The sequence below is a fragment of the Enterococcus sp. DIV2449a genome (genome assembly GCF_051711225.1).
Lineage (GTDB): Bacteria > Bacillota > Bacilli > Lactobacillales > Enterococcaceae > Enterococcus_D > Enterococcus_D casseliflavus.
In genome coordinates this window covers 2,056,458-2,082,482 of sequence record NZ_JBIOME010000001.1, presented here as the reverse complement: position 1 = coordinate 2,082,482, position 26,025 = coordinate 2,056,458, and the positions used below count along the sequence as shown (strand labels likewise).

Genomic DNA, 26,025 nt, shown 5'->3' with positions numbered 1-26,025 from the left:
CGGCTCAAAGACTTTTACTGGTCCGCAAACAAAACGGTCACTAGAGAACACCTGAAAATAGCAAGACAAGCTGAACCCTCATGAAATATAGCCGGTAAAACGGATTCATTCAAATAGCTCTATGAATTGAGGAGACTACAATAAAAGGAAGTATCGTACATGAAGAACTATTCGGAAATTGCTTTGAACACATTATTTGAGCGCTATGACTACTTATGCAAAGAAAAAATTTATCACGGAAAATGGTCCTATGACATCGGGGTCGTTTTACAAGGCGTGAAAGAAGCCTATGAGCAAACTGGTGACAAACGCTATTTCGACTATATCCAAAACACGATGGATTTTTATATTGACGAAGACGGTTGTATCAAAAACTATCAGATGGATGCGATGAATATCGATTACATCAATAATGGCAAATGTTTATTCTTACTATACAAAGAAACAGGTGCTTCAAAATACAAGATCGCCTTGGACACGCTGTATCAACAATTACAGCAGATGCCAAGAACAAGCGAAGGCGGGTTCTGGCATAAAAAAATCTATCCTTATCAAATGTGGTTAGATGGCTTATATATGGGGGCCCCATTTCTAACAGAATACGCACTGACATTTGAGAAAGAAGAAGCATTGGAAGATGTAATCAAGCAATTCACCTTATGCTTTACTCATACCCTAGATCCAAAAACGGGTCTTTTGTATCACGCGTGGGATGAACAAAAAGTCCAGCCGTGGGCAGATCCTGAGACCGGTTGTTCAAAAAATTTCTGGGGACGATCAATGGGATGGTTCATGATGGCTCTCGCAGATACGATGGTGCTATTAGGGGAATCAGAGCAGAAGAATCCATTAGAAAAAATGTTTGTCTCCTGTCTAGAAGCTCTTGCTAAAGTAAGAGATCCCCAGAAAAAAGTGTGGTATCAAGTCTTAGATAAAGGCAGTGAGCGTGGGAATTATTTAGAAGCATCCGCTTCTTCAATGATTTGTTACGCAACAGCGAAAGCAGTCAAAGCAGGGATCATCGATCAAAAATGGCAAGTGTTTGCCCAAGAGACCTATCAAGGATTGCTTGATGAGTTTGTCTTTTTAACAAAAGAAGGCTGGTTGAATCTGATCAGAAACTGTGAAGTTGCTGGTCTTGGTGGACCAGATGATCGGGATGGTACGTTTGTTTACTATATCAGTGAACCCGTTATCACAAATGATTTCAAAGGATACGGTGCCTTTTTACAAGCGAGTTTACTGCTGCAACCACTAATGGAGGAAGGAAGCAAGAAATGAATATCCAATTGACTACAGCTGATTTACAAGAAAAAGAAGGTCTGTTGACAGAAGCGATTCAAGAAAAAATTGATGAATTGCATCAACAAGGAGGAGGCAGAATCACTTTTTCCGCAGGACGCTATCCGACAGGTGCGCTCTTTTTAAAAAGTAACATTGAACTGCACTTACTATTGGGGGCGACCCTAGTATTTTCTGATGATCCCAAAGACTATCCCGTCGTTGTGTCTCGCTGGGAAGGGGTCAAACGGGAAGTTTATGCCTCTTGTTTATATGCCGAGAATGCGGAAAATATCGCTGTCACAGGACTAGGAATGCTTGATGGACAAGGGCAAAGATGGTGGAAGACCTTTCGGGAAAACCGTGAACAGCTTGCTTATCCACGACCAAAATTAATCAGTTTTGACTCTTGCCAGCAAATTACGTTGAAAGATATCCGTCTTGTCGATTCACCAAGTTGGACCGTCAATCCGATTCTTTGCCAAGATCTAACGATCGATAATCTTCGCATCAAAAATCCAGCGGATTCGCCAAATACGGATGGGATCGATCCTGAATCTTGTAAAAATGTCCGCATCAGTAACTGTCATATCGATGTTGGTGATGATTGTATCGCCATCAAATCAGGAACGGAGGACACCAAAGAACGGGTCGCTTGTGAGAATATCACGATCGTAAATTGCCATATGCTTCATGGGCATGGGGCAGTCGTTCTAGGTAGTGAGATGAGCGGCGATATTCGTAATGTCACCATCAGTAACTGTATTTTTCAAGATACCGATCGTGGGATTCGGTTGAAATCCCGTCGGGGACGTGGCGGAACGATCGAAGATATTCGAGTGAATAACATAGTGATGGATAATGTTATCTGTCCATTCACTTTAAATCTTTACTATTTCTGTGGACCGAAAGGCAAAGAAAAGTATGTTTGGGATAAAAATCCGTACCCGATCACCGAGGAAACCCCTCATTTTCGGAGAATCCATTTTGCAAATATCTCGGCTCGGAATGTTCATGCGGCCGCTGGGTTTGTTTATGGCTTGGCTGAACAATTTATTTCAGATATCACTTTCCAAGATATTGCTGTCTCTATGGCTGAACACCCAATTCCAGGAAAGCCTGCAATGATGACAGGTATCGAAGAGATGACAAAACAAGGCTTTTATATTGGCTGTGGACGGAATATTCAGTTTGATCGTATCAATTTGGAAGGCGTAACTGAAGCGTTCCATATCGAGAATAGTCGGGAAATCACCGTCACACAATCATTTGAGAATCGTCAGCCTCTGGCATTTCAAGGAGATTTTTTGTGAGGGATCCTCAGTTACTACAGCTGCTAGGTCCTGATATGAAAGTTGCACCACAAGTGGTTCAGCAAACAAAAGAGCAAGTGCAAAATTATACCTTGGAACATTTACTTCTACGATTAAATCAAGAAGAGGATGTCCCTGCATACTTTGCTTATCCTAGCTCTCAGCAACCTGTTCCACTCGTTTTGTTCAATCATTCTCATGGCGGCGACTTCACGATGGGGAAAGAAGAACTACGACAAAGTCCGTGTTATATGCAAAAAGAAAGCCTATTCGCGACATTTATGAAGTTGGGCGTCGCCGTTGGGGTGATCGACATGTGGGGCTTTGTCGAACGAAAAAACGGTGAGAATGATAGCTACAAGCGGTTTCTGTTGCATGGCAAAACATTATGGGGACAACGAATCTATGACAATCAACAGTTTTTGACCTATCTTGCTTCCCGCAAAGAAGTGAAACAGTCCGCTATCGCCACATTGGGACTTTCTATGGGCGGTTTGATGAGCTGGTGGTTGGCAGCGCTTGATGAACGGATATCAGTGGTGGTGGACATGGCAGCAGAAGTGGACTATCAAGCATTGATCGAAGAGGACTGTCTAAGCAAACATGGGTTTTACTATTATGTTCCTAATGTGTTGAAAGACTTTACGACTGCGGCCATCCAAAAACAGATCGCACCACGCCCGCGTTTGAGTTTGGTTGGCAAAGAGGATCGTGGCTGCCCCTCAAGCGGCGTCGCTCGTTTGGATCAGCAGCTCGGACAGCATTATGAAGCAATAGGCTATAAGGAGCATTGGCAGGCGTGTTGCTTGCCAGGCGGTCATGAAGAAACCAAGGAGATGAGAGCGCAGTGGATCGAATTTCTAAAACAGCACCTCCTATCAAGCTAAAGGTTAGTAAAGAGCCGCAAAAGGGTGATTTTACGAGTATCCAAGCAGCCGTGCTGGCTGCTGAAGCCTTAAAAGCACCTTGTGAAATCACGATCGCCTCTGGAGTGTATCAAGAACAGGTGAAAATTTATAAAAACCAGCTTACGTTGATCGCGGAACCTAACACGTTCTTATGCTACCACTTGGCTGCCGAGCAAACCGATGAAAAAGGGCAAAAAAGAGGAACGTTTCAAACAGCGACGCTCTTTATCAATAGCCGAGAAGTCTTTGTAAAAAACCTGACCATCATCAATGACGCAGGGTATGGGCAAGCAGTCGGGCAAGCAGTTGCCGTCTATATCGAAGGGGATGACATTCGCTTCGAACGCTGTCATCTCGATGCTTTTCAAGATACCTTGTGCCTGGGTCCATTGCCAAAATATACCAAAGAAGGCGAACCAATGATCAGTCCTTGGCGAAAGACAGTCTTTGACCAACAACAGAGTTTGTTTTTGCATTGCAGAATCAGTGGAACAGTCGATTTTATTTTTGGCGGTGGTTCCGCCACCTTTGAAGAGTGTCGCTTGCATTGTAAAAATACACCACAAACGAACTACGTTACTGCTGCCTCAACCAGCAAACAAGCAAGCGGGTTAACCTTCGATCGGTGCCGAGTGACAGGGGACAAAGCCTATTATTTAGGCCGTCCTTGGCGTAATGACGCCAAAGTCACCTTTTTATCCTGCTGCTTTGATCAACAGCTCGCCCCTTGCGGATGGTCTGATTGGGGAAAAACAGCAAGCCACCAAACGGTCACATTCACGGAGCGAATGTGTTGTTACCAAAGAAGTCCCCAACGTCCTGAATGGGTGACTCTTGAAGGAGTGATAGAAAAATGAGCAAGGCAAAATGGTCTGGCTGGATCGGGATGGTTCTCGCTCTGGTGTTTATGGGCGGCTTTTCCTTGGCGATCAATCAAATGACTGCCCAGCAGTTCGAAGAGATCTTTCAACGTGCGTTTCCCACTATACTGAATCAAATGACGGCAGAAGCAGCATTGGCGCAATTTCAAACACTCGGCGCTTGGTTTGGCTTCACGCTGTTGGCACTCCTGATATTGGTTTCAGTGGCGACGATGCTTGTTCGCTATCGTAATTATCGAAAGCAATCTTGTGCTATTTATTTTTTGACTGGTGTCGTGACATTGATTGGTAGTCAAATGATCGCTTTTCCGATTGCCTTTTGTTTCTTTTTAGCGGCGGGTTTTTGTTTTCTCCATCGCGATGACGGACACAAGAAAAAAACAACGGACGCAGTCAGCAAACAAGGAGGGGTTGCATGAAGGCAATAATTAATAATCCGATTTTAAGAGGGTTTCATCCTGATCCGAGTATTTTAAAAGTCGAGGATACTTATTATTTAGCGGTTTCTTCCTTTGAGTGGTTGCCAGGAATTCGGGTCTACTGTTCTCAAGATCTAGTCAATTGGTCCCATGAAACAGATATTCTGACCAATCAAGTGGATTTATTAGGCAACGCAGCAAATTGCAGCATTTGGGCACCGCAAATCAGTTACGCAAACGGACAATACTATTGTGTCTATACAAATGTTCGCAACACGACACGCCCCTTCAAAGACTGTCGAAACTATCTCATCACGGCTCCTACCATTCATGGGCCATGGAGTGAGCCCATTTACTTAAATGGTAGTGGCTTTGATCCGTCCTTGTTTCATGATCAAGAGGGGCGTATCTGGTTATTGAATGCGCTTTGGGATTATCGTAAGGATACACCAAATAAATCGGTGGGGATCGTGCTCCAAGAATACTCTGAAGCACAAGGCCGCTTGATCGGTGACAGAGTGCCAATTTTTTCTGGAACCCAGCTGGCGAAGACTGAAGCACCGCATCTTTATTACCACAATGAGTGTTATTACTTACTGACGGCAGAAGGAGGAACGGGTGCAGGTCATGCGGTAACAGTTTGTCGTAGTAAAACCATCGCTGGACCTTATGAAGTAGATCCGCATTTTCCCATGATACGTGCCTATCAGCGCGAAGATTCCCCTTTTCAATGTACAGGTCATGGCAGTTTGACGATTGCGCCATCAGGAGAATGGGTCATGAGCTATTTGATGACTCGGCCAGTAGAAGGGGCAGCGATCCTTGGACGAGAGACAGCACTCCAAACTGTCTATTGGGATCACGAAGGATGGCTGCGTCTTAGCAATAACGATACGATCCCAGATCAAACCATCAGGCTCGCTAGCGACGCTCAGAAGCAAAGGGCATCACCTGCTGTTTTTATTGATGACTTTAAAGGATCGTTGCAAAAAGCATGGAACGGTAGACGATTGCTGCCCAATGAAGAGTGGTGCAATCTGAGTGAGCGACCAGGGTATTTGCGATTGATCGGCGGAGAATCGATGCAATCGAACTTTCATAAGCACTTATTGGCGATTCGTCAACAAGACTTTTGTTTTGAAGCTGAAACAGTGATGGAATACCACCCCCAATCGTTCAATCAGATGGCTGGATTGTCGCTTTTCTTAAATGAAGAAAACTATTTGTTTTTCTACGTAACCTATGATGAAAAAGAAGACAAGGTCCTTCGGTTGCTGCGGTGTTGTGAAGGAGAATTTCACTTGTTCCCAGATAAATTGCCCCTCGCTGCTGCAAGTGAGCCGATTGGATTGAAAGTAGTCGGTTCTTATCTAGAAGCCCAATGGTTCTATCGGCAATCACAAACGTGGCATCCCTTTAAAAAGCAAAACATCCAGTTCTTGTCTGGTGGTTTTACGGGGAATTTCATTGGAATCAGTGCCCATGATTTAGATCACTTTGGCAAAAGCTATGCCGATTTTGAATATTTTACGTATCAAGGGAAAGATCCGCTCGATGATGGCTCCCTAAAAATAGAGAAAGAAGGTTAACAAATGAAAAAATTGAAAGTTGCAAGTTTATTATTATGTGCTGGACTGTTTTTAGCAGGCTGCGGCGATGGTGGAGGTTCACCTGAAGGACCAGAAAGCGAAGGGAAATCAAGTATTTCTTGGATGGCGATGCTACATACTGCTTCCCCACCATCTGGAGATGTCACGCAAAAGCTAGAAGAATACACAGGGGTCGAGATCGACTTTACGTGGGTGCCAGATGCTTCAAAAACAGAGCGCTTGAATGCAGCATTGGCGTCGAATTCTTTAGCAGATATCGTTAGTCTGACAGAAATCAATAACACAACCGTCCGCAGCTCACTCGCATCTGGAATGTTCTGGGATGTGGAACCCTATTTAGAAGAGTTCCCGAATTTGGCAGAAATTTCCGAAGATCGGTTAGAGTCTTCTCGAATTGATGGTCGAATCTATGGTGTTCCGTTTTTAAAACCGATCGCTCGTTATGGCGTCCTTGTCAGAAAAGATTGGTTGGATAATTTAGGCTTGGACGTGCCATCGACATTAGAAGAATTAGCTGCTGTCGCCCAAGCCTTTACGGAAGATGATCCAGATGGAAACGGTGCGGATGATACGGTTGGTTTCGTAGAGCGTGATGAGTCCTTTAACGTTGGGTTCCGTTCGCTTTCAGGTTACTTTGGTGCAGACAATTGGTTTACGATCACGGATGATGATGAAGTGATGCCATCCTTTATGCAACCAGAATACAAAGAAGCAATGGAATGGTTCCGTAATATCTATGATAACGGCTGGATGAATTCTGATTTTGCGGTAATGGCGAAAAATGATCAGAAGAACTATATCGTTCAAGGTCGTGGTGGGATCGTATTGAGTGGTTTGCAAGAAGTACGTAACTACATTGATGATGCAGCTGGTACTGATGAAGAGCATATGGAATGGGTCTTGATCAATGATATCGTCCATGAAAATGTGGAACGTCGTATCCTTTCTGATACCAATGGTGGAATGGGCGGCTGGTTAGCCATTCCGAAAAACAATGTTGAAACCGAAGAAGACTTACGTGTTGTTTTGAAATTTATCAATGATTTGATGGACGAAGAGCCGTTTACGTTGATGACGCAAGGGATCGAAGGGGTTCATTATGAAATTGATGATGAGGGTGTCTATGTCCGTTTAGATGATACGAAGTGGCAACAAGAAGTACAACCATTTTCTTCGTCTCGTCCATCAGAATTAGTAACAGTTTTCCCTTCAAGCAACCCATATGTCAACTTAGCCAATGAAAAGATTCGCGAAAATGAAGAGTTTGCGGTGATCAATCCTGCACAATCGCTGACCTCTGAAACCTATGATCGTTCATGGTCAAGCTTGATTGAAGGAATCTCAGACGCTTACTACCAATATATGACTGGGGAAATCGAGATCGATGGGTTTGATACAGCAATCGAAACCTTCTTAAGAAATGGTGGACAGCAAATCATTGACGAGTTCACGGAAGACTATCGTTCACAACAATAAAGGTCACAAAAGGTTCTGATCATCTATTGAGAAGAAATAGATGAAGTGAGGAGCCGCTACTGCTGAATGATTTGAAGACCAAGACCAGTTGAAGTGATTCGCTGCTTGGTCTTCTTTTTGCTTCAAAAGCAGTGAAGAAAGGAGAAGCTATGTTTCAACTAACTGTTCGGGGGCATGATTTAAAGAATTATGGGTCCCCAGAAGAATTAGCGCAAAAAATTGCCGCCCAAAACATTCATAACATTCAATTTGCATTAAATAAATCCTTCCCACAATGGGCAGAGCCAGAGCAATTAAGCCCTGGTTTAGGCCGCTTTTTCAAACGAGTTTTTGGTCAATCTCACGTTCAGGTCGCTTTATTAAGTTGTTATTGTAATCTGATCCATCCTGATCTGGAAAAACGGGAAGCGATTTTATCCAGATTCGAGACCTATCTCGCACATGCCAAATATTTTGATGCAGCTATGGTCGCAAGTGAAACTGGTTCGGTTTTGCCAAATATGGGGTATACCGAGGAAAATTTTAGTGACGTCGTTTTCGATGATTTGGTTCAGGTGATCAAGCGTTTGGTCCAAGTGGCTAAGAGACATCAAGTGATGCTAGGAATTGAAGCGGGCTTGAATCATCCACTATCATCGATCGACCGAATCCAAGAATTGCTGGAACGGGTACCCTCTGACTATTTAGGGATCATCTTTGATCCAACCAATCTGATTACTGCGAAGAACTATCAAGAGCAAGTCGCTTTGACAAGGGAAGCTTTTTCCCGCTTTGGCGATGCCATCGTTTGCTTGCACTTGAAAGACTATCAAGTAATCGATGGGAAAATCAAGGTAGTCCCATTGGGAGAAGGAATGATTGATTATCAACAACTATTGGCCATCACCGCTGAATACAAGCCATATTGTTATGTTGTGTTAGAAGGGACGACCGAAGAAGCGATGCAGCCAGCCATTTCACTGATTGAAGCACTGAAAAAGTGAGCGAGTTGTCTTTGATTGTGACTGATGAGGAAATGCTTTGTTTCTAGGAATCACGGAAGATCACGGAGTCCTTTCCTCAACAAGCAGATTTATTTACTTACTAAAAGTTAGTGTTATACTTAAAGGTACAAGTGAATGTAACTGTTTAGAAAAGAGGAAATAGCGATGAAAATGATTCAATCAACCTATCAAATCGATGCAGCAGCCGCAATTGGCAAAGTCGTTTTAAAAGTAGCAAACATAGAAAAAATGAGCCAGTTTTATTCGGACGTGATCGGCCTGACTTTATTGGAGCAAAGTGTAGATCACGCGCGATTAGGCGTGGGAGCGCAAGAGCTTTTAGTTCTAGAGAAGGTGAGTGATCCGTTGCCTTTGACACGGAAAACAGGCCTTTTCCATACGGCGTTTCTTTTGCCTAGCCGTAAAGACCTAGGAAATATGCTGATTCATTATTTGGAAGTCAAAGCTCCCCTCGATGGGGCCAGCGATCATGGATATAGTGAAGCGTTATACCTGACCGACCCAGAAGGAAACGGGATCGAAGTGTATCGTGACAAACCGATGAGTGAATGGGATATTCGAGCAGATGGTGAGATCGTAGGCGTTACTATCGAAATGGACGCGCAAGGCGTGCTGGGAGCCGCTGACCGATCTCAAACGACCTTTCCAGTTGGCACCACGGTGGGGCATGTCCATTTGAAAGTGGCGGACTTGGCAAAAACAGAAGAATTCTACACCGAAGTTTTAGGCATGCGTTTGACCTCAGATTTTGGTAGCCAAGCAAAGTTTTTTGCTGCTGGTTCGTATCATCACCATATCGGATCGAATATTTGGATGGGAAGAAATGTTCCAGCTATGGAAGAACAAGATCTAGGCTTAGCGTACTTTACGATCGTTTTGCCAGCTTTGGCTTTTTCTACGTTACGAAGTCATCTCAAGGCAAGAGGCGTTTCGTATGAGTTAGAAACAGACAGCCGCTTGCATTTGACTGATCCGAATGGGATCAATCTGATCATCGAAAGAAAGAATCAGCCTTAAGATGGAGGTTTTTTCATTCATGAAATGAGAGAATAACCTATAATCAAGTAAAAGGAGAGCAAGCATGAAAAAAAACGGGGCGGGACAATCACTATTTCTAGCATTATTGATCAGCATGGGCTTATTTTTCTTTGTCCAAGGGAAACAATTAATAGAAAGTGGGGCGTCTCCTGTGATTTTTATTGCTTTTTCGGCTTTTGCAGGAATTATCGGAGTTGGTGTCTATGGTCTTCAAGCAATAATGAAGCAGCATCGGCGCAAAGCCATGGTACCAATCAAAACCAAAAAATAAAGAAACCGGCCAATCTTAAACAGGAAGATTGGTCGGTTTTTTGTTTACGCTAAGAAAAAATGGGAAATTTGGTCTGTCTCGTCCACTACATACTAATTTTCCATGTTTTCAATCGCAAATTCGATCTCATCAGGTAAGAAGCCGTTCCCTTCAAGATGAGCAGCCATATTTCTTTGACGGATCCCTAACACCCGGCGGGATTGATTGGCGCGCCCTAAAGCATGGCGATACCAATCTACGTCAAGGGTCTCTAGTGCCCATTGTGTTTCCTCCGCAGTGAAACCTTCTGTTTCTAACAGTTCTGCCATCTCTTGTTTTGAATAAAAGCGACGATTTCCTTGAGCTCTAACGAGGAAAAAAGCTTCACGTTCTCGTTCTGTCGCATTGTTTTCGCGCTCATAGCGTGCTGCTACAGTCGGGGCGAGATGAAACCCTGCTAAAATCGTTTCCTCGGTCAATTCGTTATCAAACACGTAGGTTCTAAATTGAAAACGATTGTCGTTTTCCAGTTCAAGCCATAGTGATTCAACCAGAAATCGATAACCGACTGGAATCGTTTCATAAACTGCATCGGCAATTTCGTAAAAATAAGCGGAAACGGCTTCGTAAGGAGTCATTATCTCGGGAACGATTTCCGTCGTTTGCCCATTAAACAAAGTGATTGCGGCAGGGTATTTTTCGCCAGCATTCGTAAATGTGAGAATCTCCACTGGCTCATGTTTTGTTGAAAAGACATTCATGGTCACACCGTTCGCCAAATCAATAGCACTCTGCCACTCGATTTCTTGGTCATCGCTTTGTTGGTGTAAGTGTTCAAGTGTATCAGGTGTCAAACCAAGCTTTTCTCGTGTATCTTCATTAATTCCTTCTTCATCGGCAAGAGGACTGTTTGCTCCAGCGGTCACTAGTGCTAAATCCTCTTCGTATTCGTTGAATAATTCTTGCAATTTTGCTCGTCTACTGACGATGATCGGGCTCTCTTCATGGATGGCAAGTAAGGCTTCGATACGGCCATTGCGGGCGGCAACCCAACTGGGCATATCCAGATAGCGAGCTTCGATCGCTTCTTGAGCGAGTGCGATCATTTTTTCCGTGTTTTCAATGAATGCCGCCTTGTGTTTTGAGTTGCTATTGACCTGGTCTAGAAAGGCCAATTCTGCTTCTTTGCCTCGAATCATCAGTTCGAGATTTTCAATACTTAAATCATAAGTAAGATTTTCTGCATGATAGGTATGTTCCCAACCAGCATCTAAAGCTGCCCCGATGCGCTCAGAAAGTTCCTCAGGACTTGCTGAATTTATCGTCCCACATCCTGAAATCAGGGACAGTATTAGTAATAAAGGCAACAAAACTTGTTTTTTCATTTTTCTCCTCCTCGTGAGACTCTAGTAAACCTCGCCAATTTGTACGAATGAACGCATCAGAGCACTTTCTTGGGTATAAACATAGCCACAATATAAGGGACATCAACTGACCCCCAAAGTTAGACCCAAAAACCTAACTTTTTGGGGTCACTACAACAGTATATGGGCATCGTGATGCCCTTTTCTTCGCTAGCTTTTAGTTACCTATGTTTGTCATCGCGTAGTCGATTTGTTCTTCTGAAAAGTCTTCAAAAGTCAATAACCGGCGAATGTTCTCAGGAGGAAGACTCATCAAGGAATGGTAACTATTTGCTTTCTTCAACGCCTGCTCGTTCCAATCAATCGTGAGCTGATCAACTGCCCATTGTGCATCATTATGGGTAAACCCTTCAAATTCTAATTGTTGTATCAATCGTGCACGTGAGAAAGCCATGAGGTTCGTATAGGATTCGGCACGAGCGATCGCTCGTCTTTGTTCTGAAGATCCTTCATTCTCGGTCTGAGTTTGTTCGTCCTTGTTTTGCTCTTGCTGCAAAGCCGTAGCTGCTTCTTGTTTGGCGTTTGCTTCTTGAAGCTGTTGATACACGGTAGTGACCATGTCTTGATCAATGTCATGATCAAAGCCATAGGTCATCACCGCCAGCTGATGTTCATCAGAAGATTGATCGAATCGATTCATAAACATCATTGATTCACGAGGAATATTTACGGCGAGCGCTCGTAAAATCGTTTCATAGAAAGCAGCTTTTTGCTCGTCGGCAGTTTCCCGATTCAGAACAGTAAACCCAGATGCGTACTCCTCATCGGGCATCGCAAAAACGAAGACGTCAACATTCGTTTCGCTTGTGTGGTAAACGGTGGCAGTGAGTCCATCGTCAAGTTTGATTGTGCGATGAAGAGTAAGCGCATCTTCTGTGAGCTGCTGAAGCTGCTCGATATCGTCTGCCAAAAGCCCCAGCTTTTCCCGCGGGTCGGCTTCAGGAATCGTTTCGTTTGCTACCTCTAGTAGACTGTTGAGGTTGTCTTGATTACTGAGAATGATAGGGCTCCGTTCATGAATCGCAGCCAGAGCTTGGCTATAACCAATGCGGGCAGCAAACCAAGCAGGGACATCGATCCGACGCTCCACTAACGCTCGTTCAGCGGTTGCCATCAAATCAATCGTGTGGCTGATCAATTGCTGAAGGTCTTCGTCGGAAGAATCAAGTTCTTCCAAAATAGCCAGTTCGGCTTGGCTGCCTGCAATCAGCAATTCTAAGGTCGCTGGTTGATAATAGGCCCAACCCGTTCCAGACTGGTTTGTATATTCCAGTCGTGCGTCGATGCCAAGCGCAACGGTCTCTGACAGTTCTTCATCTGCCTTCGTGCAGCCGATAAGCAAAATAACGAATGACAATAGGGTGATCAGTATTCTTTTTTTCATTAGACTCCTTCTTTCTATCGAAAGTAACTGAGAAAACGGTCGGCAGAGGTTGGTTCATCTGGGGGAAGGAGGAGGGCAGGTGAATGGAAAAAATGTTGAAAAGATTTCCATCACAAGTTCATTCAAGCAATTGTTTCTGATACGCTAATAAGAAAAAACGGAACATCGAACTAAATTTTATGAATAGTCGTTGTATTATTCATTTTATATGAAAAATAGCGTGTAATGCAACGGAAAAAGAATTTTTATCGGTTTTTTATAATTAGGGAAAGGAAGCTTACTATCAACTTTTGAGGAGTAGGCGCTCAAGATCAAAGCGATCGAAGGAATTCATTGAAGGATCGCCAGGGGGGATCTTTTGTGTAAACAAAAAAACAGCTTCCCACAATGGGGAAGCTGTAAGGATGCGGAAAATGGGATTTGAACCCACACGAGCGATTGCTCACAAGACCCTCAATCTTGCACGTCTGCCATTCCGTCATTTCCGCAAATACTATAGAAGGAAACGCAGGCTAAGGTAGTTCTGTCACGCCGCGTCTAGAAAATATCTTACCTGATTTTCAGCAGGTTTGTCAATAACTTTTCCTCATGCTATTTGAAAGAATTTTCAGACTTTAGATTGCATTTTTTTCCATAAAAGGTATGCTAAAAGAATGAATAATTATTTTTTGAGAGGAGAGCAAATGAACTATTTTAAAAACCAACTGGCAAAAGCTGTTAAGCAGAAAACATTCATCTTCCTACTCATTGGTGCCTTTAGTTTGGGCTGCTGGTTTTCCATTTATTTGAAACTGATGGAACCTGTCAACTTGCCCGCTACCATTACCGCCGAAAAAGCGGAGGCTTCACGGCTTGTTGATCGCTACCAAGCCAATCAGTCGGGCTCGCCTGACCAGCAAGAGGTATATCAACTTTTGCTTGAAAATAATACACTGACCTCACGGCAGTTATCCAACTTGATTATGGAGGAATATGAACGATTTAATCAAACGAGTATTCAAATTGCGGAGCTAAAAAAGCAGATTTGGGCGTCTGAAGTTGATGACAAAGCCTTTTTACCGCCGATGTGGACGATCGAACAAGAGCAAACGGTCTATCAAGCCTTAGCCGAGCAAGAAAAAGATCCGGTTCTCACGGCTGCTAATACCCAGACGGCTGTCGCTTTGGCAATAACGTTTTTACTGAATTTTGGGTTCTTCTTCTGGGCTTTTTTTGCTAGTGACAATTTATTAGAAGAAAGAGAACACTTCTCCTTGATCCGCTCATACCCGCAGATTTTCCCAATTCGGATGGTCAGTAAGGTTTTTGTCAAAACGATCACCAATTTAGGAATCTTGCTCGTGTTTTTCTTAGGCGTCTTTCTTTCAATGAGCCTTCTGGGGGAGTTCGGGGATTGGCAGTATCCAGTAGCCGTCTATCTCAGTGGGGATTGGGTAGCCTTACCTTTTTGGCAGAGCGTTTTATATAGTATGGCTTCTTTTGCCTTGCTGATTGGTTTGATCGAATGCTTAGGTTTTGTCATGAACATGGTCGCAGCCAATCGATACGTCTCTTTCTTTTTACTGGTGCTTTTTTATGGATTCGGCTTGATTCCGATGCTGCAAAAGATCCCTATATTACCAGTTCATCTAGCTGCTATGGATAAATTTTATTCGGGTGCCTTTGCTTTGGGCTCTGGCACTTCTTGGGGCGTCTATGCCAGTTGGCTGCTGACGCTAGTGTGGATCTTCCTTTGTTTAAGCATCATGCTCGTTGCGGATAAACAGAATCGCTTGTTGAGAGGAGGCAAAGGATGAAAGACTATTTTTTCTTTGAATTACGCCAGTTGTTAAAAAGCAAGAAAACCATTGGCCTTTTTTGCTTGCTGCTGATCTACAGCGGCGTTTACAGTTTTTGGCAAAGAGACTTTCGCCCGATTGAACGAGTAGATAAAACAGAAATGCAACAACGCTATACTGTGCGACAAGATTTTCTTGATCAACAAGCAGCCAATCCCTCTGACCATTGGTCGGCATTCATGGCAGTCGAAATGTTTACCCCATGGAATGAAGCAGAAAAACAACGGCTCGACGCGCTAGCCGAGAAAGACTGGCAAGCATACGCACAAAGCACAAGTACTTGGTACCATCTCGCTTTGCAATTTACCGATGAACGAAATATATTTTATACCCCTGATTATTACACGTTTCGAAATTACTATGCTGGGTATGACGGGCGCTTCGGCTATGCATCAACCGCAAAACTGATGGAGGCTTTTAGCCAGCTGCCCAATAGCAAACTCTCTCAAGCAGTCATGGAGCAAAAAACGGGGGTGCAAGCATTACAGCGAAGCTTCACTGAATATTTACCGATTCTATTAATTGCTGTTTCTTTATTTTTGGCGATCGATTGCTTACCAAAAGAACGAAGACATAAATCCCTGTTTCTTTCACTGCCATTATCGGCAGAAGAGATCCTTTGGAGCAAAACGGCAGCATTGATGGTTGGTTCTGCAATCGCAACGCTAGGAACCATGTTCTTTATCTGGTTTGGCTCTGGAATTCAATTCGGCTTTGGTTCCTTGGAACTGCCAGTCACGATTTTATCATCGACCTTTGATGCCCGCTACCCGATCACAGATTTCAATGCTTTTGAGACCCAATCCATCGGTCTTTTTCTAAGTCAATGTTTTCTTGCGACGCTTTTCTTGCAGTTTATCTATTGTCGTGGCATCTTGCTGTTCAGTGCCCTGTTTCGCTCAGAGCTGATTAATCTGCTTGTGGCTGGTTTTTGTTTGCTTTCGCCCTTTCTTTTCCAACGGCGCTGGTTTAGTGCCTACCTTGATAAAACGCTGTATGTCTATCTGTATCAAAATGTGGGACAAGTCCTTTCAGGCTGGACACGCTTTTACTTTGGTTCTGCAGGATTTACGATTGAGAAAGGCTTACTTTTATTAGGCGGGGTTTGGCTTCTGATCGAAATGTGTTTCTTTTTGACGATCCAACGCAAAAAATTTCATTTAGCATAGGAGGAACGATATGTTAGAACTGAAAAATGTGACCGTCACGTATACGAGAAAAGTATTGGATCAACTTTCCGTTGCTTTTTCTCCCGGGGAGATCGTCGGGTTAGTCGCCCCTAACGGCACTGGGAAATCCACACTATTGAATGTGGTGATGAATTTCATCCAGCCGAATGAAGGCGCAGTATTTTTAAACGGCAGTCAAGTATATGTGACCAAAAAATCAGAAGTGGCAGCGCATCAACAAATTTCATTTTTTCCTGACCAAAATGATTTGTACAATGATTTAAGCGGACTCGAGCATTTGAAACTGTATCAGCGAATGTGGCGTTCAGAGGAACGCTTGGTGGAAGAAACGATTGCTCGTTTGCGAATGAGTGATTACATCAAACGCCCAGTGGGAACCTATTCGCTGGGGATGCGGCAACGTCTGTGCTTTGCGATGCAGATCGTGACAGATACGCCATACATGTTGATGGATGAGGTGATGAATGGCTTAGATCCGACAAATGTCGAATTGATCTCCAACGTGTTGAAAGCCTTGCGGGAGCAAAAGAAAGCAATCGTGATCGCTTCGCATATTTTGACGAATTTAGATTCTTACGCGGATCGGGTCTTGTTTTTAAAAGACGGTAAGATCATTCACGAATACCTTGGCCGCAAGTCGTTAGTCAATGAACCGTTGTATGTAAAGACGGATTCGGCGGATTTCTTGGTGGCTTTTCCAGAGTTAACGACAGTGACTATCGATCTGCAAGGGCGGATCTATCTAGTAGAAATCAGCGATCCGCAGTTGCCGCAACGTTTTATCGCAGCAGGAATCACTGATTTTTCGGTGGGGCATTTGGCGTTAAATGAATTGTACTTGAAGTATTTTCCTGAAAATTCCTGAATGAACCAAATTCAGTGGATGAACGCAGGGCAAGCGCTCTCGACCCAGAGGTGAAAAATTTTCGCCACAGTTAAAATTTTTTTGCTATAATAGGTTCAATCTGAAAAGAGATCAACGACGAGAACCAATAACCTGACGTTGACCTATGGTTAAAGGAGAAATGGAATATGAAGAAATTTTCAAAGTCGTCAAAACTTGAAGGGGTCAGTTATGATGTACGCGGCCCTGTTTTAGAAGAAGCTGATCGGATGCAAGAAGAAGGCATCAGTATCTTAAAATTAAATACTGGGAATCCCGCGCCCTTTGGCTTTGAAGCCCCAAATGAAATCGTTAGAGATTTAATCATGAATGTGCGAGAGTCGGAAGGCTATTCTGATTCAAAAGGGATTTTCTCGGCACGTAAAGCGATCGAGCAATATTATCAATTACAAAAATTTCCTGATGTGACCATCAATGATATTTACACAGGTAATGGTGTTTCCGAGCTGATCACGATGTGTATGCAAGGGTTATGTAACAATGGGGACGAAGTGCTCGTGCCGATGCCAGACTATCCCTTGTGGACTGCTTCGATCTCATTAGCTGGCGGAAAACCCGTCCATTATATTTGTGATGAACAAGCAGATTGGAATCCTGATATCGAGGATATCAAAGCCAAAGTAACCAGCAAGACGAAGGCCATCGTCATTATTAATCCAAATAATCCCACCGGCGCCGTTTATCCGAAAGAAGTTTTACAACAAATCGTCGAGGTTGCTCGTGAGCATGACTTGATCATTTTCTCCGATGAGATCTATGACCGTTTAGTCATGGATGATTATGTCCATGTACCGATTGCTACACTAGCACCAGATCGCTTCGTTGTGACGCTAGGCGGTTTGTCTAAGTCTCACCGAGTGGCAGGCTTCCGCGTTGGCTGGATGGTTCTCAGCGGGGATAAGTCCAATGTCAAAGACTATATCGAAGGCTTGAATATGTTGTCTTCGATGCGGCTGTGTTCCAATGTTTTATCGCAACAAATCGTCCAGACTGCATTAGGCGGCTATCAAAGCTCCGATGAGCTGCTGCTGCCAGGTGGTCGAATCTATGAACAAAGAGAGTTTATCTACAAGGCGATCAATGATATTCCTGGATTGTCAGCAGTGAAACCGAAAGCAGCCTTTTATATTTTTCCTAAAATTGATATTCAGCGCTTTAACATTACCAATGATGAACAATTTGTTCTCGACTTTTTACATGAACACCATATCTTGTTGGTGCACGGCGGTGGGTTCAATTGGCAACAGCCCGATCATTTCCGTATCGTCTACCTTCCTAATATGGAAGATTTAAAAACGACTGCTGAAAAAATGACAGAATTCTTGGCAGCGTATCGCCAGAAGTAAGTACATGAAAAAGCACCGCTCCTTCAGCAATCGTGAGGGAGCGGTGCTTATGTTTTTATTCGGTAACTGGTTGACAAATTTTTTTGCTGACAATCATCCGATTGGTAAACTTATCCAGCATTTCAGCACTAGGATCGGTCACTTGAACGAGGACCGAATTTTCATATTCCCGTTCGATGATCCCTTGGTATTTTTTGCCTTCCCATGTAAAAAAGATCGTACTGTCGATCGTCATCTTAACACCTCATTTGAAATTGTGGAAAAATAACAAGACATTCTTGAAATTGCTTTCCTTTTTGTCATTATGTGCTAAAATAAAGAAAATTAAAAATGCGAATTCGCATTTTTGACAAGAAACGTTCGATTTTTTTAGAATTCCCCCTGGAGGACGATTATGAAAAAAAGAGATGAATCTTTTGGTCAAAATATCCGTTCAATTCGGTTGAAACGAAAGATGACCCAGAAGATGTTAGCGGAAGATATTTGTTCGCAAAGTGTGTTAAGTCGTATCGAAAACAACGAAGAGCTGCCCAATGTCTGGGTGATGTATCAAATCTGCCAACGCTTAGGCGTCACCTTAGATCAAGTAATGATGCTTCATTCGGAAGAGATCAACAAAACCAATCAAATCTTTGCCGAGATCGAATCACATTTTGTCCATAAACAATTTCAAGAAATGCGTGAAAAAATGGAAGACAAGGCGATCAAGGATTATTTGTATCTGGATTCAGATATGCAAATGTATTACTACTATCTAGGAAGCTGTGATTATTTCCTCGATCAAAACTATGATGCCGCCCTTGAGGCGCTGAAAAAAGGACTGGCCTATTCCTATCAACAGGATAAGACCAATGTTTCGGTGATGGAAATTCGTATCCTGAGCTGCATGGGTCGTGTCTATAGTGATTTGCTGCAACTGGGTGAGGCGCGTTTTTATTTAGAAAAAGCCTACGATGCCATGCATGCCTTGCCGCCGGAGCGACTGTCCACAGCGCTGACGAAAATTTATTACAACTATGCGGTCTTTTTAAAGGAGCAACAAGAAGACTGTCGCGCGCTAAAAGTAACCAACGAAGGCATTGCCCTAGCAAGAGAGAAAAATAGCTTGTATTTTCTTGAAGAATTGTTTGAACTAAAAGGACAATTGCTTCAAAGACTAAAAGAAGAAAAAGCAGCTGAAAAAAGTTTTCAACTGTATCGTGCCGTCATGGATATTCGCCAATCTGACAAAGTGGTGTAGACCTTTCTTGACTTCTGCTACAAATAAGAGTACTTTTAAGGAAGAAAAGAAATAGAGGAGCGATCAAGATGAATAAATATATTTACGCAGACAAATTCTTTCTGAAATCAGCGGTTCATGGCCCTGGTTACTTGGAGGTCAAGGAGGGAAAATTTGGCGCGATCGTCGATGAAGTCCCTGCTGGTGCAGACGTAGAAGATTATTCAGGCAAATGGGTAGCACCGGGTCTTGTGGATACTCATATCCACGGGTTTATGAACCATGATGTGATGGATAACGATGCAGAAGGCATCAAAGCCATGTCAGAAGGTCTTTTGTCTTGTGGTGTGACATCGTTCTTACCGACAACCTTAACATCCAGCAAAGAACGGTTGCGGGATGTTGCTGAAACCGTTGGGAAAGTCAAAGACGAAGTTACAGGAGCGAAGATCCAAGGCATCTACTTTGAAGGTCCGTTCTTTACTGAAGAACATAAAGGGGCGCAAAATCCAATCTACTTTGGTGATCCTGATATTGATACCTTCCATGAATGGCAAGAAGCTTCTGGTGGAATTATCAAGAAAATCGCCTTGGCTCCTGAGCGCGAAGGTGTGAGTGAATTTGTTTCGCAAGTGACGGAAGAAGGCGTAGTGGTTGCACTAGGGCATAGTAACGGAACGTTACAAGAAGCGCAAACAGCAGTAGAAGCTGGTGCCAGTGTCTTTGTTCATGCCTTCAACGGAATGCGCGGATTAAACCATCGTGAACCTGGAATGGTTGGTGCATTACTTTCATTAAAAGAAGTTTTTTCTGAGTTGATTTGTGATGGCCACCATGTACATCCTCAAGCAGCTGAGATTTTGATGGAAAAAGCTGGTCACGACCATGTGGCCTTGATCACCGACTGTATGATGGCTGGCGGTATGCCAGACGGTGATTACATTTTAGGTGAATTTCCAGTAGTGGTAAAAGATGGCACGGCTCGGATGGAAACAGGCAATCTTGCTGGCAGCATCTTGAAACTAAAAGAAGCCGTGAAAAATGTTGTAGACTGGGGAATCGCTACCCCCCAAGAAGCGGTCATGATGGCCAGCTTGATCCCAGCGATCAGCTGTAACATCGACCACGCTTGCGGCATGATCAAACAAGGTCGTCCAGCAGACTTCATTGTTTTGGATCAAAAAATGAATTTAGCAGCCACTTATTTAGATGGTGTTTGCCGTTACCAAGCATAAAATGAAACAATCTGCTTCAAGAAACAAGAAGAGAGCTTCTCTTGATCTGTTTTTTGAGCAGATTTTTTTGTTTTCAGTTATGATGAAAGAAAAAGGGGATTCTTAGAAGGGGAAGGTGGTAAATTGAAGACGATTTTAGTTACGGGTGCCAACGCTGGCATGGGCTTTGCAACAGCCAAACAATTGGCAGAAATGAGGATGCATGTGATTTTGTATTGCCGTTCTGCCGAACGAGGACAGGCAGCACAGCAACGTTTGAAGGAAGAGACTGGCAATCCAAGCATTGATCTAGTGATCGGTGATTTGGGGTCATTGGCTAGCGTGCGCAAGTCAGCCGCCGAAATCAACGCCCGCTTTGAGAAATTGGATGTACTGATCAATAATGCGGGCATCGTCAATTTAAAAAAAGAGCGAACAGCCGATGGATTTGAACAAATGCTGGGCGTAAACTACGTGGGGCATTTTGAACTGACCCGTCAGTTATTGCCGCTAATAAAACGTGCGGATGCTGGTAGGATCGTTAATGTTGCTTCTGGTGCTTACAAATTTGTAAAGAAAAAGGATCAGCGCTTTTTCGATGTACCGGATTTTTTACCTTGGCGGGAATATGGCCGCTCAAAAAAAGCCCTGATTTTATTTACGGATGCACTTGCCTTTCAATTGCGCAATACGACCGTTACTGCGAATGCCTTGCATCCGGGAGCTGTGGCGACCAGCTTAGGCGTCAGCCGACAAACAGGATTTGGTCAATCTGTCTACAAAATGCTCACGCCTTTTTTCAAAACACCAGAGGAAGGGTCTGATACAGCGATATATTTGGCACTAAGCCCCGAGGTGGCTGGCACTAGCGGGCGCTACTTTGTCGACCGTCAGGCAGTGCCGACGGAGATCCTTGATGAGCGGCAGCAAGCGCAAAAACTTTGGGAAGAAACCCAGCGAAGAATTGCCGACCAAGCACAATGATTGGTTTTTGTTCTTTGTCAATCAAATTAGATGGAAGTGTAAAATCGATTCTGGGACAGAATGAGCATCATTTTGTCTCAGATTTTTTAATTTGATAAAATGAGCTGCTTTTTTGCTGTTTCTTTCGCAGGAATAAGTATGATACACTATTAAGCGAGAAAGCGCATGCGGCGCTGGAATTCTTGGAGGAACATAATGAGTTATATCGAAGTTGTGAAAGAAGTGAAGAAATACACAATGGGCGACACGGTCATTGCTGCTAATGATGGTGTTTCGTTTTCTGTAGAAAAAGGAGAGATCGCACTGATCCTTGGTCCAAGTGGCGCTGGTAAGTCCACCGTTTTGAACATATTAGGCGGAATGGATCAATGTGATAGTGGCAAAGTGATCGTTGATGGAACAGATATTGCTGGCTTTGATGCCAAACAATTGACGACCTATCGCCGCAAAGATGTCGGTTTTGTCTTTCAGTTTTATAATTTGGTCCCTAATCTGACAGCCAGAGAAAACGTTGAACTCTCAGCACAAATCGTGCCAGAGGCACTTGATGCTGCTGAGATCTTGACCCAAGTTGGGCTTGGTGATCGCTTGGATCACTTTCCAGCGCAATTGTCTGGTGGCGAGCAGCAGCGAGTCACGATCGCTCGTGCTATTGCGAAGAAGCCCAAATTGCTGCTTTGTGATGAACCAACTGGGGCACTTGACTATGAAACGGGGAAACAGATTTTAGCAATTCTAGAAAAAACGGCTCGCGAGACTGGGACGACCGTTTTGATCATTACACATAACAGCGCATTGGCTCCCATGGCTGATCGTGTGATCCATATCAATGATGCAAAGGTCCGCAAGATGGAAAAAAATACTCATCCGATTCCAATTGCCTCTATTTCTTGGTAAATGCCTATGAAAAAAACATTATTACGTTCCAGTTTACGTGAAATTAGGCAAGCACCCGGGCGGTTTTTGTCCATATTAGGCATTATCTTCTTAGGGGTCGCTTTTTTTGTGGGGATCAGTGCAACAGGTCCGAATATGGAACAAGCAGCTGAAGATTACTTTGCTCGCCAGAAATTAGCGGACTTTACGATTGCGTCAACTTTAGGGTTGTCGACTGCCGATCGGGAAATCATTGAAGAAATGCCTGGTGTCACGTCTGTTGAAGCAGAGCAGATCGCCGATATCAATGCCGAAAATCACCGTGCCGTGATCCGTGTCTTTTCCCTTTCGAAGGAGCGGCAAGTCAATCAATATCAGGTGACTTCTGGTCGATTGCCGCAAAAGTCAGGGGAAATTGCTTTGGATCAAGCGGCACAAAGCAGCGGTGGGTTTGCACTAGATGAAACTTTTGAACTGCCAGAAAGCGGTGAAAACCAGCTAGAAACGCACACTTACACGATCGTTGGCTTTGTCAATAGTCCCGAATTTATTGAGAATTTTCATCGAGGCAATAGTACCGTTGGGAATGGGACGGTCGATTACTTTGCAGTAATTCCAGAAGAAGATTTTAAAGAAACTGCGTATGCTAGATTGTTAGTTCGTTTTGATGAGCTATCGCAAGTGGCTAGCTATTCAGAAGCATATCAGACAAAAAGGGATCAAGTAAGTGATGAAGTAGAAGAACAGTTGGCTCCGCGGGCACAAGGACGGCGGCAGGAGTTGATCGATGAAGCCCAACCAGCCATTGATGAGGCCAAAGAACAGATCCGTGATGGCGAAGAAGCATTGCAGCAAGCGCAAGCGGAACTTGACGACGCAACAGAGAAATTGGCGCAGGCGCATCAGGAGTTGACGGAACAAGAAGCAGCTTTTCAGACAGAGATTCAAACTGCCCAAGAGCAATTGAATGGAGAAGCGCAAAAATTAGCTGAGGGGAAACAGGCATTGATCGAAAATCAACGCCTGCTAGATCAAAATGAACAAGCATTGATTCAGCAAGAAGCCCAAGTACAGTCAGCCCAAGCTCAGTTGGCACCCGTTTTGGCACAAAGACCTGAACTGCAAAGGGGCATCCAGCAGGTAGAGGAGCAACTGGCGCTGGCATACCAAGGCATGGATCAAATCAGAAGTGTGGGTCAACTTTCTGCAGAGGAGCAAATGGCCCAGCTGCCTACCGTCTATGCACAAGTAACCGCCGCTCTGGCACAGTTGAACCTGCCGACAGATGTCCTTGGTCCGATTCCTGATCTGGAGGAAATCGATGAAACGATGATTGCTACTATGCTGACGGCAGCTGAAGATACATTGCGTCCACTCATTGCCAAAGGTGAGCAACAACGTGCGCAATTACTTGGGCAAATGGCTGCGATCAATGACCAAGAAGCGCAACTTCAGCAGGCACAACAGCAAGTCAATGCTGGCTGGAGCCAAATCAGAGCTGGGCGCCAAGAATTGGCACAAGCGCAGACCCAGATCACCCAAGGAGAGACGCAGCTGAGCGACGCTCGTGAGACCTTAGCTTCTGAAAAAGCCAAGGGTCAGTCTTTATTAGCTGCTGGTTGGCAAGAATATCGAGAAAACGAAGCAACCCTTCAAGAAAAGCTTGACGAATTTAAAGAAAGAGCACCAAAAGAACGCGAAAAACTTGAAGATGCCAAAAAAGAAGTTGCTGAAAAAGAGCAGGAATTGTTGGATCTAAAACCGGCAGTTTATCGTGTCGCAAACCGCGATGCGAATCCTGGTTATTCAGAGTACCAAGACAATGCGGAACGGGTTTCTTCGTTAGCGACGATTTTCCCAGTTATCTTCTTTTTGATTGCAGCGTTAGTCAGTCTAACCACCATGACGCGGATGATCGATGAAAAACGTAGTGAGATCGGTACATTGAAAGCATTAGGCTATCGTAACTGGGAGATTGGACAGAAATTTTTGCTTTATTCCTCTGCAGCAGGCATCACAGGTGCTGTATTGGGTCTAGCAGTCGGCTTTTCCTTTTTTCCAGCAATCATCATTCAAGCTTATGGACCGCTTTACAATCTCACGGAGTATGAAACCCCATGGTATTTGCGGCTTTCATTGATTGCTGTGGGAGTCAGCTTGCTTTGCACCATCGGTATCGCGTTGCTGGTTTGACGATTTGATTTAAGACAGTCATCGGCTTCATTGTTACGACCAAAGGCACCCAAAACAGGAAAACGAATTCTCTTAGAAAGAATCACCGTTATATGGCGGCACTTAAGTTTTATTCAAAAAGTTACAATGCGAAACCTGTTTCGCTACAAGTCAAGAATGCTCATGACCATCTTAGGGATCGCCGGATGTACGTCCATGATCTTGACTGGATTTGGCCTGAGAGATTCCATTAGCAATATCATTCCTTTACAGTTTGAGAAAATCTGGCAATATCAGGCGGTGATCACCTTTGATGATGAGGATTCGGAAGCAATGAGTGAAACAAAAGCCGCCGCAGAAGATATTGAAGGCTTTGAAGCAGGGTTATTCTTGCATACGGAAAGTCTGACGTTGGCTCAATCGGGGGTCACGCAGCAAGAAGTAACCGTCACCGTGCCAGAAGATCCTGCGGCTTTATCGAGATTTGTCCACTTGAATGATCGGGTTTCAGGAGAAGCTTACGAGCTAGAAGGAGAGGGTGCCATCATCAATGAAAAGCTTGCTAAGTTGTTTGGATTATCGGTGGGTGATACGATAACGTTGACGAATGAAAGCGGCGAAGCATTTGAACTGAATGTGGCTGCAATCGCAGAAAACTACACAGGGCATTTTGCTTATTTGACCCCAGATGCGTATCAAAAGATCTTTCAGGCCGCCCCTTCTTACAACAGTGAGTTATTGAAATTCAGTCAGCGTTTGACGAAATCGGAGGAAGAAGCGATCGCGGCTGATTTGATGGCACAAGACAATGTCATCAATGTTTCCTTCCTCTCAGCTTCAGCGGATGCCTTAGATGACACGACAGCAACCTTGAACATCGTCATCTGGATCTTGATCTCGTCTGCGGGGGCATTAGCCTTTATCGTGTTGTACAACTTGAACAACATCAATATAGCGGAACGCATTCGCGAGTTGTCGACCATCAAAGTATTGGGCTTTTATGATCGAGAAGTGACCATGTACGTCTTTCGTGATAATATCTTTCTGACGATCTTCGGCATTGCATTTGGTTTATTATTAGGGGTGCTTCAGCATCAATTTGTCTTACAGACCATCGAAGTCGATATCGCCATGTTTTCACCGACAGTCGAACCAATGAGCTATGTGTATGCCGCTGGATTGACCTGCTTATTTTCAAGCGTGGTAGGGATCGCAATGTATTTCAAACTGAAACATGTCAATATGATCGATGCACTGAAAGCCAATGAGTAACAAAAACAGCCTTTTCTCAGAA

21 protein-coding genes, 1 tRNA gene and 1 pseudogene are annotated in these 26,025 nt (G+C 43.9%); 19 read left to right on the top strand and 4 right to left on the bottom strand.

The annotated features are described in order from the left end of the window. Positions 1 to 159: 159 nt before the first annotated feature. The 10 genes from IGI76_RS09770 to IGI76_RS09725 all read left to right on the top strand — a co-directional run bounded on the left by IGI76_RS09770 (position 160) and on the right by IGI76_RS09725 (position 10,201). Complete coding sequence (locus IGI76_RS09770; protein ID WP_081116627.1) at positions 160 to 1,281, top strand: glycoside hydrolase family 88/105 protein; 1,122 nt, start codon at positions 160 to 162, stop codon at positions 1,279 to 1,281. Further along, on the top strand, positions 1,278 to 2,594 hold the full coding sequence (locus tag IGI76_RS09765) for a glycoside hydrolase family 28 protein (RefSeq protein WP_005229941.1): 1,317 nt from the start codon (positions 1,278 to 1,280) through the stop codon (positions 2,592 to 2,594). Before IGI76_RS09770 ends, IGI76_RS09765 begins: the two co-directional genes overlap by 4 nt. Continuing rightward, positions 2,591 to 3,481, top strand: coding sequence for a dienelactone hydrolase family protein (locus IGI76_RS09760; RefSeq protein WP_311902418.1), 891 nt, complete (start codon positions 2,591 to 2,593; stop codon positions 3,479 to 3,481). The genes IGI76_RS09765 and IGI76_RS09760 overlap by 4 nt, the downstream gene beginning before the upstream one ends. Then, positions 3,442 to 4,359 (top strand): pectinesterase family protein, encoded by a 918-nt coding sequence (locus tag IGI76_RS09755; RefSeq protein ID WP_221693409.1) that lies wholly within the window; start codon positions 3,442 to 3,444, stop codon positions 4,357 to 4,359. Before IGI76_RS09760 ends, IGI76_RS09755 begins: the two co-directional genes overlap by 40 nt. Further along, entirely contained in the window at positions 4,356 to 4,802 is a 447-nt protein-coding gene (locus IGI76_RS09750; RefSeq protein WP_311902419.1) for a DUF4064 domain-containing protein, read from the top strand. The genes IGI76_RS09755 and IGI76_RS09750 overlap by 4 nt, the downstream gene beginning before the upstream one ends. Further along, the gene (locus tag IGI76_RS09745; RefSeq protein WP_221693407.1) at positions 4,799 to 6,391 is read left to right on the top strand and encodes a glycoside hydrolase family 43 protein; all 1,593 of its coding nucleotides are present in this window, start codon (positions 4,799 to 4,801) and stop codon (positions 6,389 to 6,391) included. The genes IGI76_RS09750 and IGI76_RS09745 overlap by 4 nt, the downstream gene beginning before the upstream one ends. Before the next feature lie 3 nt (positions 6,392 to 6,394). Then, a complete protein-coding gene (locus tag IGI76_RS09740; protein ID WP_015509909.1) occupies positions 6,395 to 7,888 on the top strand; it encodes an extracellular solute-binding protein in 1,494 nt (497 codons plus the stop codon). A 149-nt stretch (positions 7,889 to 8,037) separates the two neighbouring features. Then, complete coding sequence (locus IGI76_RS09735; RefSeq protein ID WP_156235906.1) at positions 8,038 to 8,871, top strand: sugar phosphate isomerase/epimerase family protein; 834 nt, start codon at positions 8,038 to 8,040, stop codon at positions 8,869 to 8,871. 165 nt (positions 8,872 to 9,036) lie between these two features. Further along, positions 9,037 to 9,909 carry a VOC family protein gene (locus tag IGI76_RS09730; RefSeq protein WP_194193763.1) on the top strand — a complete coding sequence of 291 codons (873 nt, stop codon included), beginning with the start codon at positions 9,037 to 9,039 and terminating at the stop codon, positions 9,907 to 9,909. Between the two features lie 64 nt (positions 9,910 to 9,973). Then, positions 9,974 to 10,201, top strand: coding sequence for a hypothetical protein (locus IGI76_RS09725; protein ID WP_005229963.1), 228 nt, complete (start codon positions 9,974 to 9,976; stop codon positions 10,199 to 10,201). Positions 10,202 to 10,293: 92 nt separating this feature from the next. On the opposite strand, the gene IGI76_RS09720 is transcribed toward IGI76_RS09725, so the two are convergent. The 3 genes from IGI76_RS09720 to IGI76_RS09710 form a co-directional block, all read right to left on the bottom strand. Further along, on the bottom strand, positions 10,294 to 11,565 hold the full coding sequence (locus IGI76_RS09720; RefSeq protein ID WP_311902421.1) for a hypothetical protein: 1,272 nt from the start codon (positions 11,563 to 11,565) through the stop codon (positions 10,294 to 10,296). A gap of 196 nt (positions 11,566 to 11,761) precedes the next feature. Continuing rightward, positions 11,762 to 12,988: an Ltp family lipoprotein gene (locus tag IGI76_RS09715; RefSeq protein WP_333719295.1), complete on the bottom strand. Its 1,227-nt coding sequence runs from the start codon at positions 12,986 to 12,988 to the stop codon at positions 11,762 to 11,764. Positions 12,989 to 13,393: 405 nt separating this feature from the next. Further along, a tRNA-Leu gene (locus tag IGI76_RS09710) sits at positions 13,394 to 13,476 on the bottom strand. A 195-nt stretch (positions 13,477 to 13,671) separates the two neighbouring features. Between IGI76_RS09710 and IGI76_RS09705 the strand changes: the two genes are divergently transcribed. The 4 genes from IGI76_RS09705 (at position 13,672) to IGI76_RS09690 (ending at position 18,266) form a co-directional block, all read left to right on the top strand. Then, on the top strand, positions 13,672 to 14,784 hold the full coding sequence (locus IGI76_RS09705) for a hypothetical protein (RefSeq protein ID WP_438781454.1): 1,113 nt from the start codon (positions 13,672 to 13,674) through the stop codon (positions 14,782 to 14,784). Beyond that, entirely contained in the window at positions 14,781 to 15,995 is a 1,215-nt protein-coding gene (locus tag IGI76_RS09700; RefSeq protein WP_333719294.1) for an ABC transporter permease, read from the top strand. The genes IGI76_RS09705 and IGI76_RS09700 overlap by 4 nt, the downstream gene beginning before the upstream one ends. 10 nt (positions 15,996 to 16,005) lie before the next feature. Further along, positions 16,006 to 16,881, top strand: a complete 876-nt coding sequence (locus tag IGI76_RS09695; protein ID WP_074535217.1) for an ABC transporter ATP-binding protein — start codon at positions 16,006 to 16,008, stop codon at positions 16,879 to 16,881. A gap of 167 nt (positions 16,882 to 17,048) precedes the next feature. Beyond that, on the top strand, positions 17,049 to 18,266 hold the full coding sequence (locus tag IGI76_RS09690; RefSeq protein ID WP_005229975.1) for a pyridoxal phosphate-dependent aminotransferase: 1,218 nt from the start codon (positions 17,049 to 17,051) through the stop codon (positions 18,264 to 18,266). Positions 18,267 to 18,321: 55 nt separating this feature from the next. On the opposite strand, the gene IGI76_RS09685 is transcribed toward IGI76_RS09690, so the two are convergent. Further along, positions 18,322 to 18,501 carry a hypothetical protein gene (locus tag IGI76_RS09685; RefSeq protein ID WP_005229977.1) on the bottom strand — a complete coding sequence of 60 codons (180 nt, stop codon included), beginning with the start codon at positions 18,499 to 18,501 and terminating at the stop codon, positions 18,322 to 18,324. A 159-nt stretch (positions 18,502 to 18,660) separates the two neighbouring features. Here IGI76_RS09685 and IGI76_RS09680 point away from each other — a divergent pair, with 159 nt between their 5' ends. The 5 genes and pseudogenes from IGI76_RS09680 (at position 18,661) to IGI76_RS09660 (ending at position 26,003) form a co-directional block, all read left to right on the top strand. Beyond that, the gene (locus IGI76_RS09680) at positions 18,661 to 19,506 is read left to right on the top strand and encodes a helix-turn-helix domain-containing protein (protein WP_015509901.1); all 846 of its coding nucleotides are present in this window, start codon (positions 18,661 to 18,663) and stop codon (positions 19,504 to 19,506) included. A gap of 68 nt (positions 19,507 to 19,574) precedes the next feature. Further along, positions 19,575 to 20,720 carry an N-acetylglucosamine-6-phosphate deacetylase gene (gene nagA / locus IGI76_RS09675; RefSeq protein WP_194193768.1) on the top strand — a complete coding sequence of 382 codons (1,146 nt, stop codon included), beginning with the start codon at positions 19,575 to 19,577 and terminating at the stop codon, positions 20,718 to 20,720. 123 nt (positions 20,721 to 20,843) lie between these two features. Continuing rightward, positions 20,844 to 21,683, top strand: coding sequence for an SDR family oxidoreductase (locus IGI76_RS09670; RefSeq protein ID WP_311902425.1), 840 nt, complete (start codon positions 20,844 to 20,846; stop codon positions 21,681 to 21,683). A gap of 195 nt (positions 21,684 to 21,878) precedes the next feature. Further along, on the top strand, positions 21,879 to 22,580 hold the full coding sequence (locus IGI76_RS09665; protein ID WP_015509898.1) for an ABC transporter ATP-binding protein: 702 nt from the start codon (positions 21,879 to 21,881) through the stop codon (positions 22,578 to 22,580). After that, positions 22,581 to 26,003: pseudogene (locus IGI76_RS09660) on the top strand (FtsX-like permease family protein). The last annotated feature ends 22 nt before the right edge of the window (positions 26,004 to 26,025 follow it).